We start from the raw sequence: 14,017 nt of genomic DNA, 5'->3' as shown, positions 1-14,017 counted from the left end.
GCGTTCTGTCTAACCGAATCTCCCCCGCCCGACCAAGGCGGGATCGGCAACCGGTTCGCTTTTAACCGTCTTGCCTTATGGGAACGGCTGCCGCCGCTCCTTGAATGGACGAATGAGGGTATGAAAACCAAATGGCTTTATCCCGAGGAATACCTTGGAGGAACCAACGAGGAGGTGAGCAGAAATGATGGATTTCTGGGTCGCGATTCTCGTTGCAGTCGTAGCCTTATTCTTAGGGTTCGCGATCGGATATTTTATTCGCAAATCTCTTGCTGAAGCTAAGATTTCCAGTGCGGAACAGGCCGCGGAACAAATCGTACAAAATGCGAAAAAAGACGCGGAAGCACTGAAAAAAGAAACGGTTCTGGAAGCCAAAGACGAAGTGCACCGGATCAGAACCGAAGCTGAAAAAGACATTCGTGAACGTCGGAATGAAAATCAACGACTAGAGAGACGATTGTTGCAGAAAGAAGAGTCGCTGGATAAAAAATTGGAATCGCTTGAACGTAAAGAAGAACAGGTGGCTAACAAAGAGAAACGCATTGAAGAAACGAAACAGCAGATCGAAAAAACGCTTGCGCAGCAGTTGGCCGAGTTGGAACGCATTTCCAACCTGACCACCGACGACGCAAGAAGCATCATCTTGAGCAGCGTGGAGCAGGAAACGCGCCACGAAGCCGCACAAATGATGAAAGACATCGAGACGCAGGCCAAGGAAGAAGCGGACCGCAAAGCCCGGGAGATTATCTCGCTCTCGATTCAGCGCTGCGCCGCCGATCATGTGGCCGAGACGACGGTATCCGTTGTCACTCTGCCGAACGAAGAAATGAAAGGCCGGATCATCGGCCGCGAAGGACGCAACATCCGCGCGCTGGAGACGCTGACCGGGATCGACCTGATCATCGACGATACGCCGGAAGCGGTTATCCTGTCCGGTTTCGATCCGATCCGCCGCGAGATTGCCCGTACGGCGCTTGAGAAGCTGGTTGCCGACGGACGCATCCACCCGGCGCGGATCGAGGAAATGGTCGAAAAATCGCGCAAGGAAGTCGACGAACGGATTCGCGAGTACGGCGAACAGGCGACGTTCGAAGTCGGAGCGCACGGGCTGCACCCGGATCTGATCAAGATCCTGGGCCGTCTGCGCTTCCGTACCAGCTACGGACAGAATGTGCTCAAGCACTCGATGGAAGTCGCTTACCTGGCCGGCCTGATGGCCGGAGAACTCGGACAGGACGTTGTTCTGGCGAGACGCGCGGGTTTGCTGCACGATATCGGCAAAGCGCTCGACCACGAAGTGGAAGGTTCCCATGTCGAAATCGGCGTGGAACTGGCTAAAAAGTACAAAGAGCATCCGGTTGTCATCAACAGTATCGCTTCGCACCACGGCGATGTCGAAGCCACTTCGATTATCGCGATGCTGGTTGGAGCGGCGGACGCTTTGTCCGCGGCGAGACCGGGAGCGCGGCGCGAAACGCTCGAAACGTATATTCGCAGACTCGAAAAGCTGGAAGAGATTTCCGAGTCGTTCGAAGGCGTCGAAAAGTCGTTTGCGATCCAGGCGGGACGGGAAGTTCGCGTTATGGTTCAGCCCGATCGTGTCGGCGATGCCGAAAGCTTCAAACTGGCTCGGGACATCACCAAGAAGATCGAGAACGAACTCGATTATCCGGGACATATCAAAGTTACCGTCATTCGCGAAACGCGGGCGGTCGAATACGCAAAGTAACGGATCACGAAGAAACGGCTGCTTTTCCTTCACGGGACGGAGCGGCCGTTTCTTCGTGTATTGCAGCGCGCAGCGTAAAGCATTTTCGCTGCAAAGGCTTGCGCAACAGAAGGAGAGAAAACCATGAAACTGATCTTTATCGGCGATATCGTCGGCAGTCCGGGCCGCCGGGCCGTCAAAGAGTCGCTGCCTTACCTGAAATCGAAATACAACCCGCATATCGTGATCGCCAACGCGGAAAATGCGGCTTCCGGCCGCGGTATTACGCACAGCATCGCCAGACAGCTGTTCGAACAGGGCATTCACGGCATTACGATGGGCAATCATACCTGGGACAACAAAGAAATTTTCGAGTTTATCGACGACGAGCCGCGCATGGTCCGGCCGGCGAACTTTCCGCCCGGAACGCCGGGACGCGGTTATACGGTAATCAAGGCGGGAGGCAAAGAGCTGGCTCTCGTCAATTTGCAGGGACGCACGTTTCTGCCGGCGATCGACTGCCCGTTCCGCGCCGCCGACGAGATCGTCGACGAGCTGCGCCGCAAATACAGCTGCATCCTCGTCGATTTCCACGCCGAAGCCACCTCGGAGAAGATCGCGATGGGCTGGCATCTGGACGGACGCGCTTCGCTTGTCGTCGGCACGCATACGCATGTGCAGAGCAACGACGACCGCATCCTGCCGGGCGGGACGGCTTATCTGACCGATGCCGGCATGGTCGGGCCGCGCGACGGCATTCTCGGCATGCAGCAGGAAGGCGTATTGTACCGTTTCCGCACCCAGCTTCCGTCGCGCTTTAACGTGGACGAAGACGGCAAATGGCATTTCCACGCGGTTTATGTCGAGATCGACGAAGCCGACGGCAGAGCCAAGAAAATCGAGAAAATTCGTATGATGGAAGACGAATGGCGCATGGAATAGACAGCAGGCTCGGAAATATATCTTATATTTTGTCGGCTTCCCCCGAAAAAGAAGGAATTTGAACGTTTAGCGCGAATCATAACAGGAGTATATATTGACATAAGCATCTATTTCACTGCTTCTTCCTGTACAACGCCGCACTACCGTTTACTACTTCTTCCCAGGGAGGTACCTGCTCATGGATGTATTAAAAGTTTCTGCCAAGTCGAACCCCAATTCCGTTGCCGGCGCGCTTGCAGGAGTTCTACGCGAGCAAGGAGCCGCCGAGCTTCAGGCGATCGGGGCGGGAGCGCTTAACCAAGCGGTCAAAGCAGTCGCTATTGCCAGAGGATTCGTAGCGCCCGGAGGAGTCGATCTGATCTGCATTCCGGCTTTCACCGATGTGGTGATCGACGGAGAGGAACGAACGGCTATCAAGTTAATTGTGGAACCGAGGTAGTGGAGCCTGGAAGAGCATAGAGGGGATGGGAAAAAGACGATTTTGCAGGCCGCTGGGGCGGCGCGAAATCGTCTTTTTCCGCTGTAATGGTGACCGGGTTGTGACAGTCCTTTTTTTTTGACGGTGAAGGTGTATAATAGGAAATGCGCGGGTATTTTTAAAAATATTCGATAGTGATCGACGCAAATCAGGATAGAGACAATGAAGAGGAGTGACTCGCAAATGAGCAAAATCGTATCTGTCGGCGTGTCCGCACGTCACATCCATCTCTCCCAGGAACATGTTGAAAAATTGTTTGGACAAGGATACCAACTTACCGAAATGAAACCTTTGTCGCAGCCGGGCCAATTCGCCGCGAACGAAACGGTTGAAGTGATCGGTTCCAAAGGCACGTTCCCTAAAGTTCGCATCCTGGGTCCGGTTCGTCCTTCGACTCAACTGGAAATCTCGCAAACCGATTCGTTCGCCCTGGGCGTTAAAGCTCCGGTACGCGAATCCGGCAAAACGGAAGGCACGCCGGGCATCACAATCAAAGGACCGGCCGGCGAAGTGACCATCGAAGAAGGCGTAATCGTAGCCGCTCGCCATATTCACTTCCATACGTCCGATGCCGAAAAGTGGAATATCCAGGACAAGCAGCTGCTGAAAGTCCGCTTCGGCGGCGATCGCGGCGTCGTGTTCGAAAATGTCATCGCCCGCGTCTCCGATTCGTTCGCGCTCGATATGCATATCGACACCGACGAAGCGAACGCCGTACTGGCGAAGACCGGCGACACAGCCGAAATCATCGACTGATTCGTTCGATTCGTTAGCGATCGACGCCTTGGATAAGCAAACGGAATCGTCCTTCGGGGCGGTTCCGTTTTTTGCGCTTTTGACGCGGAATCCCCGGGAGTGGAAAAGAAATGGAACGAAGCGGAACAGTATGATATAATTTTTTACCGTATAAGATAATAAAAGCGGGTACAGGGCGGCCGGATCGAAACGCATCGGCGGTACAGATTGAGTGCTAAGGGTGGTTAAGCGATGACGAACAATACCAAAGACTATTCCAAATATTTCGACTTTTCGAATGCCAAAATATTAAGCGAAGACGAAGAAAGTACAAGGGTGCGCATCAACGGCCGCGAGATCCAGATCAAGTCGCAGCCGGATTATCGCGAAGGCAAACGCCGGGGCAAAGAAAGCATCGCCGTGCATACCGATTTTTCGATTCCCGAGGATATGGAAAACTTCGGCGAAGGCAAGCGGTACCACGTTCAGACTTACGGCTGCCAGATGAACGAGCACGATTCCGAAACGATCAAGGGACTGTTGGAGCAGATGGGGTATACCGGCACCGAAGACCGTACGCAAGCGGATATCATCCTGCTGAATACGTGCGCGATCCGAGAGAATGCGGAAGACCGGGTATTCGGCGAACTGGGGCATTTGAAAGTGCTCAAAACGGAACGTCCGGGGCTGATGATCGGCGTATGCGGTTGTATGTCCCAGGAAGAAGGCGTCGTCAATCGGATTCTGCAAAAGCACGGATTTGTCGATATGATCTTCGGTACGCACAATGTGCATCGTCTGCCGCATCTGATCCGCGAAGCGGTGTTCGGCAAAGAAATGGTGGTCGAGGTGTGGTCCAAAGAAGGCGACATTATCGAGAACCTGCCCAAGAAACGCGAAGGCATGCGGGCCTGGGTCAATATCATGTACGGCTGCGACAAATTCTGCACCTACTGCATCGTGCCTTATACGCGGGGCAAAGAGCGCAGCCGGCGTCCGGAAGACGTGATCGCGGAAGTGCGCGAGCTGGCCCGCCAGGGCTTCAAAGAGATTACGCTGCTAGGGCAGAACGTCAATGCTTACGGCAAAGACTTTGAAGATCTCGATTATCGCTTCGGCGATCTGATGGAAGATATGTCGAAGATCGACGTCCCGCGCGTCCGGTTTACGACGTCGCATCCGCGCGACTTCGACGATCGTCTGATACAGGTGCTGGGCGGCGGCGGCAATCTGGTCGAGCATATCCACCTGCCGGTGCAGTCGGGCAGCAGCGCCGTGTTGAAAAAAATGAGCCGCAAATATACGCGCGAGCATTATCTGGAACTGGCGGCGAAGATTCGCAAAGTCGTGCCGGACGCGGTGCTGACCACGGATATTATCGTCGGTTTCCCCGGCGAAAGCGACGAACAGTTCGAAGAAACGCTGTCGCTTGTGCGCGAAGTCGGCTACGATTCGGCGTATACGTTTATCTACTCGCCGCGCGAAGGAACGCCGGCCGCTTCGATGGCGGACGACATCCCGATGGAAGTCAAGAAGCGGCGTCTGGCGGCGCTGAACGCGCTGATCAAAGAGCAGAGCCGTAGAGGCAACGAGGCGCTTACGGGACGGACCGTCGAAGTGCTGGTCGAAGGCGAAAGCAAGAACAACGCTTCCGTCCTGGCCGGACGCACGCGCGGCAACAAGCTGGTGCATTTCGAAGGCGGTCCGGAGCTTGTCGGCACATTCGTGCAGGTCAAGATTAACGATGCAAAAAGCTGGTACGTTAAAGGCGACCTGGTCGAAACCCCGGTTTTTGCGGGCTGAACGGGAAACGCCGGACAAACGAAAAATAGCAATACAACATAAAGGAGGGGTTACGATGCAGCACGGCGAAACAGAAAGATCGAACGGGATTGGAGCGGCCGGAGCGGCGCTCCCCCTCTACAGCCGGGAAGATATTTTGCGCAAGACCCGCGAGCTGGCCGGACAGATTTCTTTTAGCGAGGAAGTGCGGACGTTCCAGCAGGCGGAGCGCCAGATCCAGGGACACGAACGGATTCAAACGCTGATCTCCACGATCAAAAAGAAGCAAAAAGAAATCGTGGCGTTCGAAGCGATGAAAAACGTTAAAATGGCGTCCATGATCGAAGAAGAGCTGCGGCAGCTGCAGGAAGAACTGGACGGCATTCCGATCGTGGCCGATTACCAGCAGGGACAGGTCGAGATCAACGATCTGCTGCAAATGGTGATTTCGGCGATTCACGACACCGTTTCCGAGAAGATTACCGTGGAAAAAGGCGCGGACAGCCCGCCTTCGTCCTGCGGTTGAACATAGCGGTGGAAGCCGGGAAGGCGCGGACGAACCTGGCCGCGCCTTTTCCTTAACCGGAAACGCCGTCAGGCTTTGAAAGCACGCAAAGACACAGGGGAGAGGATCAGGCGATGCCAAACGAATTCATCGCGCGCGAGCCCGATGCTTCGGCGCTGCCGGAGGAGCTGCTGCGCGCGGGCGATCCGCTCGGGTGGCGAATCGAAACGTATCTGAACGAAGCCGAGTGGTGGACGCTTCGCCAGGACGGCCGCTGCCTGGCTTTGCTCGGCTGCTTGCGGCTGGGCGCCGAAGAAGCGGAGGTAGTCAACGCGGCCGCCGATCCGTCCTGCGATTCCGGCGAAGCGCCGGGAGTCTCGCCGCTGATCCGGCTGCTGGAAGAAGTGCGCGCGGAAGCGGAGCGCTCCGGCATCCGCCGGCTAACCGCTTATGCCGGCAGTTGGGAACTCGGCCGGCTGAACGATTACCAGCGGGCGGGCTTTCGGCTGATTGCCGTGGAGCCGGATTATTACGCGGCGACCGGACTAAGGACAGGGAGCGGAGGAATCCCGCGCCGGGACCGGGTGATGCTGGAATGGCTGCCGCCTTCGGCGGCAGACTCTTCGCCTTCGCGAAGCGGTTCGCACTCTTCGGCCGAAGCCCGCGAGGCGGAGCGCTTCGGCGGCGCCGAAATCCGCCGGGTCGAACTGCGCGACAGCCGGCCGCTTGCGGCGATGAAGAAGCGGCTCGACCGCGAAACGACTTCCATGCTGTACGAGTCGGGGGAGCGCCGACTTACGGAAGGCGAACAGCTCGAACAGGTTCGCGCGATGCTGCGCAGCGCTAATTCGCTGCTGCTTGTGGCGGAATCCGGCGGCGAGGTGGTCGGTTACCTCGAAGCCATGGGCGGCAAAGTCAGGCGCAACCAGCATACGGTGTATATCGTGATCGGCATCCTCGAAGCCTATACCGGGCGCGGACTCGGCCGCCGGATGTTTCAAGAGATGTTCGATTGGGCGGCGCGGCGCCATGTGCTGCGCGCGGAACTGACGGTGCAGGCGCCGAATCAGCGCGCTTACCGGCTGTACCGTTCGCTGGGCTTCCAGCTGGAAGGCATCATGCGCGGAGCGCTGATCGTGGAAGGCGAACCGGTCGATCTGTATCAGATGGGCTGCGACCTGCGGATAATCCGGCAGCGCGGGGTTGACAAATAAATCGAGTGTGTCATAATGATAATATCATATTCGAAACTTGAATGACCCGTTTTATATTACATGCTGCGATGGTGGTGCCGATGAACGAACGAGACGAACAAACCAAGTACGACGCGAAGAAGTACCGGACGCCGGACGGGGCGCCGGCCGATATCGTCATGTTTACCCTGACCAAGCGGGAGCGCAAGACCGTGACCAAGACGCTTCCGCTGCGCGAGCTGCGCGTGATGCTGATCCGGCGCCGCGCCTGGCCGTTTGCCGGCAAGTGGGCGCTGCCCGGCGGCTTCTCGCGCGACGACGAATCGCTCTATGAGACGGCAATGCGCGAACTGAAAGAAGAAACGGGCGTAGTCGGCCGCCATCTGGAGTACCTGAGCGTTTACAGCCAGCCGGGCCGGGACCCGCGGGGCTGGATCATTTCCCACGCTTTCTTCGCGCTGGTCGAAGAAGAAGTGCTGGAGAAGCGCCAGGCTGCCGACGATGCCGAAGAAGTGGGATTGTTCACGATCGAAGAAGCGCTCGACGAACTGGATCTGGGCTTCGACCACCGCAATATTATCGAGGACGCTTATCGGCGCATCCAGGAGAAGATGCTCCAGACGACGATCGCGCGCAAGTTTTTGCCGCAGGCTTTTACGCTGAGCGAACTGTACCAGGTGATCAAAGCGGTCGTGCCGGACTTCGAAGAGCCGAACTTTATCCGCAAGATTACGTCCACCCGGAGCCGCAAAGGCATTCTCGAAGAAGTCCGCGACGAACAGGGCCAGCCCGTCAGCTCCAATCAGTATTCGCAGCGGCCGGCCCAGCTGTACCGTTTCCTGGACAATGTGCCGCGGCTGTCGATCTATTCCTGACAGGAGGAATCGCGATGAAAGCTTTGATAGTGATCGATTATACGAACGATTTTGTGGACGGAAGCCTGCCCGTGGGCGAGCCCGGCATCGCGATCGAAGACCGCATCGTCCGGCTGACCGAAAGTTTTGCGGACGCGGGCGAGTATACGGTGATGGCGGTCGATCTGCACGAAGAAGGCGATCCGTATCATCCCGAGACGGCTTTGTTTCCGCCGCACAATATTCGCGGCACGAAGGGCCGGGAGCTGTACGGGAGACTCAAAGACGCGTACGAGAGCCGGAAGGCGTCGATCGTGTGGATGGACAAAACGCGCTACAGCGCTTTTGCCGGAACCGACCTGGCCCTCCGTCTGCGCGAACGCGGTATCCTGGAAGTGCATCTGATCGGCGTTTGCACCGATATCTGCGTGCTGCACACCGCGGTCGACGCTTACAACCTGGGCTTCAAGATCGTGGTGCACGAAGACGCGGTGGCGAGCTTTAACGCTCAGGGACATCAGTGGGCGCTCGGCCATTTTACCGGCAGTCTGGGCGCGCAGGTCGTATCGAGCTGAACAAGCTTGTTTGAAGCTTGGCCGCTTGGTCCAAATACAATAGGATGAATGCAAAAGCGCGGGTCAAAAACGGAATTACCGGTCGGCTGTGCGGACGCACAAGGCGAGTACAGCCGATTTTTTGCTGCCGCAATGGAGGAGGAGACAGTATGGAGACGTCAGGAATGGCTTTACATACCGACAAATATCAAATCAATATGATGTACGCCCACTGGGCAAACGGAACGCACAAGCACCGGGCGGTGTTCGAAGCTTACTTCCGTTCGCTTCCGTTCGGCAACGGCTATGCGGTTTACGCGGGGTTGGAGCGGATTGCCAACTACGTATCGAACCTGCGTTTCCATGAAGACGATATCCGCTATCTGTCCGAGCAGGAAGAGAATTACGATCCGCGTTTCCTCGAAGAACTGCGCACGTTCCGTTTCACGGGCGATATTCATTCGATGCGCGAAGGCGCGATCGTTTTCCCCAACGAGCCGCTTGTGCGGGTGGAAGGCACCATTTTCGAAGCCCAGCTTGTCGAGACGGCGCTGCTCAACTTCATGAACTTCCAGACGCTGATCGCGACCAAAGCGGCGCGTATCAAGCAGGCGGCCGACGGCGATACGCTGCTGGAATTCGGCACGCGGCGCGCGCAGGAAGCGGACGCTGCGGTATGGGGAGCGCGGGCGGCTTACGTCTCCGGTTTCCACGCGACCTCCAATATGATGGCCGGCAAACGCTTCGGCATTCCGACCAAAGGCACGCACGCGCATTCCTGGGTGCAAAGTTTCACGAGCGAACAGGAAGCTTTCGATAAATACGCCGAAGTGCTGCCGGACGGCTCGACGCTGCTCGTCGATACGTTCGATACGCTGCGCAGCGGGGTGCCGAACGCGATTCGTACCGCGAAGAAGCTGGAAGAGCGCGGCAAACGGCTAAACTCGATCCGGCTGGACAGCGGGGACCTCGCGTATCTGTCGATCGAAGCGCGCAAGATGCTGGACGAAGCCGGCCTGGATTACGTCAAGATCGTCGCTTCCAACGACCTGGACGAGAACACGATTACCGAGCTGAAAACGCAGGACGCGCGCATCGATATCTGGGGCGTGGGCACGCAGCTGATTACGGCGCACGACCAGCCTTCGCTGGGCGGCGTGTACAAGCTGGTAGAGCGCGAAGTGGACGGAACGATGCAGCCGACGATCAAGATCTCGGCCAATCCGGAAAAAGTAACCACGCCGGGCAAAAAAGACATTTACCGCATTATCGACAAAGGAACGGGCAAAGCGGTGGCGGACTATCTGTGCTTCACGGACGAGGACGAACCGCGCACGGGCCAGCGGCTCAAGCTGTTCAATCCGCTGCACACGTATATCCGCCGCTATGTGAAGAATTACGAAGCCGAAAGCATGCTGGTGCCGGTATTCGAAAACGGAAAACTGGTGTACGAGTTGCCCACCCTGGACGAAGTGCGCGACTATCACGCCTCCCAGCTCGATCTGTTCTGGCCGCAGTACCTGCGCAAGCTGAATCCGGAAATTTATCGCGTCAATATCAGCGAGAAAGCCTGGAACCTCAAGCAGAGCCTGATCGACAAGTATATGGAAGAGACGGAAGAACCGCAGGAGAATTAAGCGGCCAAGCGTTATGTCGGATTGAAAAAGCAAGCGGAGTTCCCCCGGGAACTCCGCTTTTTGTCGCGCGTCCGCGGGCCGGATTGGGGCGGGAGAACCCGCCTGGCGAACAAATCCGGATAGCTGCCGCGAAAACAATTGTGATATTTGTTACAGTGACACTGCATGTAAATTGTTAAATTTAAAATAAAATACGGAGGGGGAACAAGTGTGGCAATACTGCCTGAAGTGAACGGACTCGGCTTTTTTGAAATCCGTTTGGAGTCGATCGGGGGACTCGGAGCGAACCTGGCCGGCAAGATGCTGGCCGAAGCCGGGATTGTCGGAGCAGGAATGGACGGAGTCAGTTTCTCGTCGTACGGCTCGGAGAAAAAAGGATCGCCGGTCAAGGCGCATATCCGTTTCTGCGAGATGGGTACGCCGATTCGCGATACATCGCCGATCGCACATCCGCATGTGATCGGTATTTTTCATGAAGCGCTGCTGAAATCGGGGGCGGCGTCGGGCGTTCGGCCGGGCGGCATCGTGCTGGTGAACTCCGCGCGCGGCGCTCAGCGGCTTCAGGAAGAAACGGGCCTGGCCGGCTGCATGATCGCCGTGCTCGACGCGACCCGCATTGCGATGGAAGAAAAAAACAAAGTCAATATGGCGATGCTCGGCGGACTGTTCCGCCTGTGCGGATTCCTGGACCCGGAATTTATGAAAGACGTCATCGCCAAATCGCTCGGCAAGAAGTATCCGCAGGCGGTCGAACTGGCCGTCAGAGCGTTCGAGCGCGGATATACGGAAGTCGAATTCCTCGATGTTTCCGGTCTGCCGGCCGCCGAAGCGCCGGTCGCGGCGAACGAAAGCGTGCTCGGCTATCTGAATCAGCCTGCGGGCGGGATGGTCGTGACGCCGGGCAGCACGCTGCTCAAAGATCTGAGTATTTCGCGTTCGGGCATGCTGCCGGCGTTCGATCAAGCTTCCTGCATCAACTGCGCGCAGTGCGATACGGCCTGCCCGGACCTATGCTTCGTCTGGGAAGAACAGCCGGACAAGCGCGGCCGGATGCAGATGGTGCTGCAGGGTATCGATTATCAATACTGCAAAGGCTGTCTGAAATGCGTCGAAGCGTGTCCGACCGATTCGCTGTCGCGCATGCTCGAACAAGAAGGTTACGCCGCTTCGCACCGCGTGCCGCAGCGTTTCGATTTCGTCAACGCCTGATCATAGACGACCGGAAAGGAAGAAAAAACAATGGCAATCGATTATTCCAAAGAAGTCCGTCCGGGCCGCGTCAAGCAGCGCATGGTCTATGAATCGGGCAACGAAATGGCCGCTTACGCCGCGCACCAGATCGACTATCATATCATGGGTTATTTCCCGATCTCGCCTTCGACCGAAGTGGCGCAGCATCTGGATCTGATGAAAACGGAAGGCAAGCACGGTATCCGGCTTGTGCCTTCCGACGGCGAGCACAGCTCGGCGGGCATCTGCTACGGCGCTTCGACCGGCGGCGGCCGCGTCTTCAACGCGACCAGCGCGCAGGGCTATTTGTACATGCTGGAGCAGATGCCCGTGCAGTCCGGCACGCGTTTCCCGATGGTGCTCAACCTGGTCTGCCGCTCGGTCTCGGGCCCGCTCAATATCCACGGCGACCATTCCGACCTGTACTTCGCTTTGAATACCGGCTGGCCGATTCTGATGTGCCGCGATCCTCAGGCGGTCTACGATATGAACCTGATCGCGCTCAAGCTGGCCGAGGACCCGGAAGTGCGCCTGCCGGTCATGGTCGCTTACGACGGCTACTTCACGTCGCACCAGAAGCGCCGCGTGCAGACGATCGAAGAACGTTCGGACGTAATGGCCTTCGTCGGCGAGAAGCCGCCGGAAGGCTTCCTGAACGCGCTCGACCGCGAACATCCGGTCACGATCGGACCTTACATGAACGAAGCCGACTATATCAACAACCGCTACCAGATGTCGCAGGCGATGTACGGAGCCGAAGCCGTATTCGAACGCATCGCGGGGGAATACAAAGAACTGACCGGCCGCGAATATCCGGTGCTCGATCAGTACCGGATGGAAGACGCCGAAGTCGCGGTGTTCGTGATGAACTCCGCGTCCGAGACGATCAAAGACGTTGTGGACGAACTGCGTTCGCAGGGGATCAAAGCCGGTTCGATCGCGCCGAATATGATCCGTCCGTTCCCGCAGCGCCGGATCGCCGAAGCGCTGAAACACGTTCGCGCGATCACGGTCGGCGACCGCGCCGATTCCTGCGGCGCGCACGGCGGCAACATGCTGAACGAGATCAAAGCCGCGCTGTTCACGCACGGCAACCGCGATACGCAGGTCGTTGGCCGCGTATATGGACTCGGCGGCAAAGAATTCAACGCCGAAGACGGCCGGCACTTCTTCGAGCTGGCGCTCGAAGCGGCGCGGCAAAGCGCGGTTCCGGTGCCGTTCGACTTCTACGGCCACACGCCGGGCAATCCGGCCAAAGCGCCGCAGCGCCTGCTCAAGCCGCTGAACTTCGACGACCTGAAGACCGGGCTGATTACCGTGACGCCGAATGCGGAAACGGGCAAGCTGGCGGTCAAGATTCCGCCGCTGCGCTCGCTGACCAAGAAACCGAAGCGTCTGGCGCCGGGACACGGCGCGTGCCCGGGCTGCGGCATTTTCTCCGGCCTCGAATTGTTCTTCAAAGGCATCGAAGGCGATATCGTGACGCTGTTCCATACCGGCTGCGCGATGGTGACGACAACCGGTTATCCGCATTCTTCGCACAAAGCGACGTATCTGCACAATCTGTTCCAGAACGGAGCGGCGACGCTGTCGGGCCTGGTCGAAATGTTCTGGGAACGCAAACGCCGCGGCGAGTTCGAAGGCATGGGACTGCAGGAAGACTTTACCTTCGTCATGGTCACGGGCGACGGCGGCATGGATATCGGCATGGGGCCGGCCATCGGCGCCGCGCTGAGAGGCCACCGCATGATTATCGTCGAATACGATAACGAAGGCTATATGAATACCGGCGCGCAGCTTTCGTATTCCACGCCGCTCGGCCACCGCACTTCGACGTCGGGCGTCGGCAAAGCGCAGCAGGGCAAATCGTTCCACCACAAAGACACCGCTCAGATTATGGCGGCGACCGGTATTCCTTACGTGTTTACCGGCAGCGAAGCGTTCCCTCAGGATCTGGTGAAGAAAGCGGCCAAAGCGCAGTGGTACGCACAGAACGAAGGACTGGTCTACGGCAAGATTCTGATCGCCTGCCCGCTGAACTGGTTGTCCCCGGACGATCAGGGCGCGGTGATCGTCGACGCCGCCGTGAATTCGAACTTCTTCCCGCTGTACGAAGTGGAACGCGGCATTACCAGCCTGACGTACAATCCGGAAGAGAAAAACAAAAAAGTGCCGGCGTCGGACTGGCTGAAACGGATGGGCAAGACCCGCCATCTGCTGAAGCCGGAGAACGAAGAAGCGCTGCGCGCGTTCGAGCAGGAAGTCGAACGCCGCTGGAACCGGTTGAAAGCGAAGCACGAACATCCCGATCTGTAAATCGGGAGTACACGCAGTCGATCCGCGTTTTCCATACCGATTGCAGGCGGCCGGGAGTTTCCGGCCGCCTTTGCTGCGCCGCC

12 protein-coding genes are annotated in these 14,017 nt (G+C 57.6%); all 12 read left to right on the top strand.

What is annotated here, in order from left to right:
• Positions 1-184: 184 nt before the first annotated feature.
• The 12 genes from rny to QWJ34_RS12685 all read left to right on the top strand — a co-directional run bounded on the left by rny (position 185) and on the right by QWJ34_RS12685 (position 13,934).
• Positions 185-1,729, top strand: a complete 1,545-nt coding sequence (gene rny, locus QWJ34_RS12740) for a ribonuclease Y (protein ID WP_483314267.1) — start codon at positions 185-187, stop codon at positions 1,727-1,729.
• A 123-nt stretch (positions 1,730-1,852) separates the two neighbouring features.
• Positions 1,853-2,650, top strand: a complete 798-nt coding sequence (locus tag QWJ34_RS12735) for a TIGR00282 family metallophosphoesterase (RefSeq protein WP_302728278.1) — start codon at positions 1,853-1,855, stop codon at positions 2,648-2,650.
• A 178-nt stretch (positions 2,651-2,828) separates the two neighbouring features.
• Positions 2,829-3,089 carry a stage V sporulation protein S gene (locus tag QWJ34_RS12730; protein ID WP_018974962.1) on the top strand — a complete coding sequence of 87 codons (261 nt, stop codon included), beginning with the start codon at positions 2,829-2,831 and terminating at the stop codon, positions 3,087-3,089.
• 222 nt (positions 3,090-3,311) lie between these two features.
• Complete coding sequence (gene pduL, locus QWJ34_RS12725; RefSeq protein ID WP_302728274.1) at positions 3,312-3,884, top strand: phosphate propanoyltransferase; 573 nt, start codon at positions 3,312-3,314, stop codon at positions 3,882-3,884.
• 231 nt (positions 3,885-4,115) lie between these two features.
• Entirely contained in the window at positions 4,116-5,666 is a 1,551-nt protein-coding gene (gene miaB, locus QWJ34_RS12720; RefSeq protein ID WP_302728272.1) for a tRNA (N6-isopentenyl adenosine(37)-C2)-methylthiotransferase MiaB, read from the top strand.
• A 55-nt stretch (positions 5,667-5,721) separates the two neighbouring features.
• Complete coding sequence (locus tag QWJ34_RS12715; RefSeq protein ID WP_302728270.1) at positions 5,722-6,171, top strand: YlbF/YmcA family competence regulator; 450 nt, start codon at positions 5,722-5,724, stop codon at positions 6,169-6,171.
• A gap of 113 nt (positions 6,172-6,284) precedes the next feature.
• Positions 6,285-7,364: a GNAT family N-acetyltransferase gene (locus tag QWJ34_RS12710; protein WP_302728269.1), complete on the top strand. Its 1,080-nt coding sequence runs from the start codon at positions 6,285-6,287 to the stop codon at positions 7,362-7,364.
• 80 nt (positions 7,365-7,444) lie between these two features.
• On the top strand, positions 7,445-8,218 hold the full coding sequence (locus tag QWJ34_RS12705) for an NUDIX domain-containing protein (RefSeq protein WP_302728268.1): 774 nt from the start codon (positions 7,445-7,447) through the stop codon (positions 8,216-8,218).
• Positions 8,219-8,232: 14 nt separating this feature from the next.
• The gene (locus tag QWJ34_RS12700) at positions 8,233-8,772 is read left to right on the top strand and encodes a cysteine hydrolase family protein (protein ID WP_302728267.1); all 540 of its coding nucleotides are present in this window, start codon (positions 8,233-8,235) and stop codon (positions 8,770-8,772) included.
• Positions 8,773-8,921: 149 nt separating this feature from the next.
• A complete protein-coding gene (locus QWJ34_RS12695; protein ID WP_302728266.1) occupies positions 8,922-10,388 on the top strand; it encodes a nicotinate phosphoribosyltransferase in 1,467 nt (488 codons plus the stop codon).
• A 210-nt stretch (positions 10,389-10,598) separates the two neighbouring features.
• Positions 10,599-11,597: a 2-oxoacid:acceptor oxidoreductase family protein gene (locus QWJ34_RS12690; protein ID WP_302728265.1), complete on the top strand. Its 999-nt coding sequence runs from the start codon at positions 10,599-10,601 to the stop codon at positions 11,595-11,597.
• A 30-nt stretch (positions 11,598-11,627) separates the two neighbouring features.
• Positions 11,628-13,934 carry a thiamine pyrophosphate-dependent enzyme gene (locus QWJ34_RS12685; protein WP_302728263.1) on the top strand — a complete coding sequence of 769 codons (2,307 nt, stop codon included), beginning with the start codon at positions 11,628-11,630 and terminating at the stop codon, positions 13,932-13,934.
• Positions 13,935-14,017 lie beyond the last annotated feature (83 nt).

Origin of the sequence: Saccharibacillus sp. CPCC 101409 (assembly GCF_030518235.1) — a bacterium.
Classification (GTDB): Bacteria; Bacillota; Bacilli; order Paenibacillales; family Paenibacillaceae; genus Saccharibacillus.
Note: the sequence above shows the minus strand (reverse complement) of the source record. Positions and strands in the feature narration are given on the sequence as shown.

Coding starts and splice junctions, on each gene's coding strand:
- rny (WP_483314267.1), top strand. CDS start 185: ATGATGGATTTCTGGGTCGCGATTCTCGTTGCAGTCGTAGCCTTATTC.
- QWJ34_RS12735 (WP_302728278.1), top strand. CDS start 1,853: ATGAAACTGATCTTTATCGGCGATATCGTCGGCAGTCCGGGCCGCCGG.
- QWJ34_RS12730 (WP_018974962.1), top strand. CDS start 2,829: ATGGATGTATTAAAAGTTTCTGCCAAGTCGAACCCCAATTCCGTTGCC.
- pduL (WP_302728274.1), top strand. CDS start 3,312: ATGAGCAAAATCGTATCTGTCGGCGTGTCCGCACGTCACATCCATCTC.
- miaB (WP_302728272.1), top strand. CDS start 4,116: ATGACGAACAATACCAAAGACTATTCCAAATATTTCGACTTTTCGAAT.
- QWJ34_RS12715 (WP_302728270.1), top strand. CDS start 5,722: ATGCAGCACGGCGAAACAGAAAGATCGAACGGGATTGGAGCGGCCGGA.
- QWJ34_RS12710 (WP_302728269.1), top strand. CDS start 6,285: ATGCCAAACGAATTCATCGCGCGCGAGCCCGATGCTTCGGCGCTGCCG.
- QWJ34_RS12705 (WP_302728268.1), top strand. CDS start 7,445: ATGAACGAACGAGACGAACAAACCAAGTACGACGCGAAGAAGTACCGG.
- QWJ34_RS12700 (WP_302728267.1), top strand. CDS start 8,233: ATGAAAGCTTTGATAGTGATCGATTATACGAACGATTTTGTGGACGGA.
- QWJ34_RS12695 (WP_302728266.1), top strand. CDS start 8,922: ATGGAGACGTCAGGAATGGCTTTACATACCGACAAATATCAAATCAAT.
- QWJ34_RS12685 (WP_302728263.1), top strand. CDS start 11,628: ATGGCAATCGATTATTCCAAAGAAGTCCGTCCGGGCCGCGTCAAGCAG.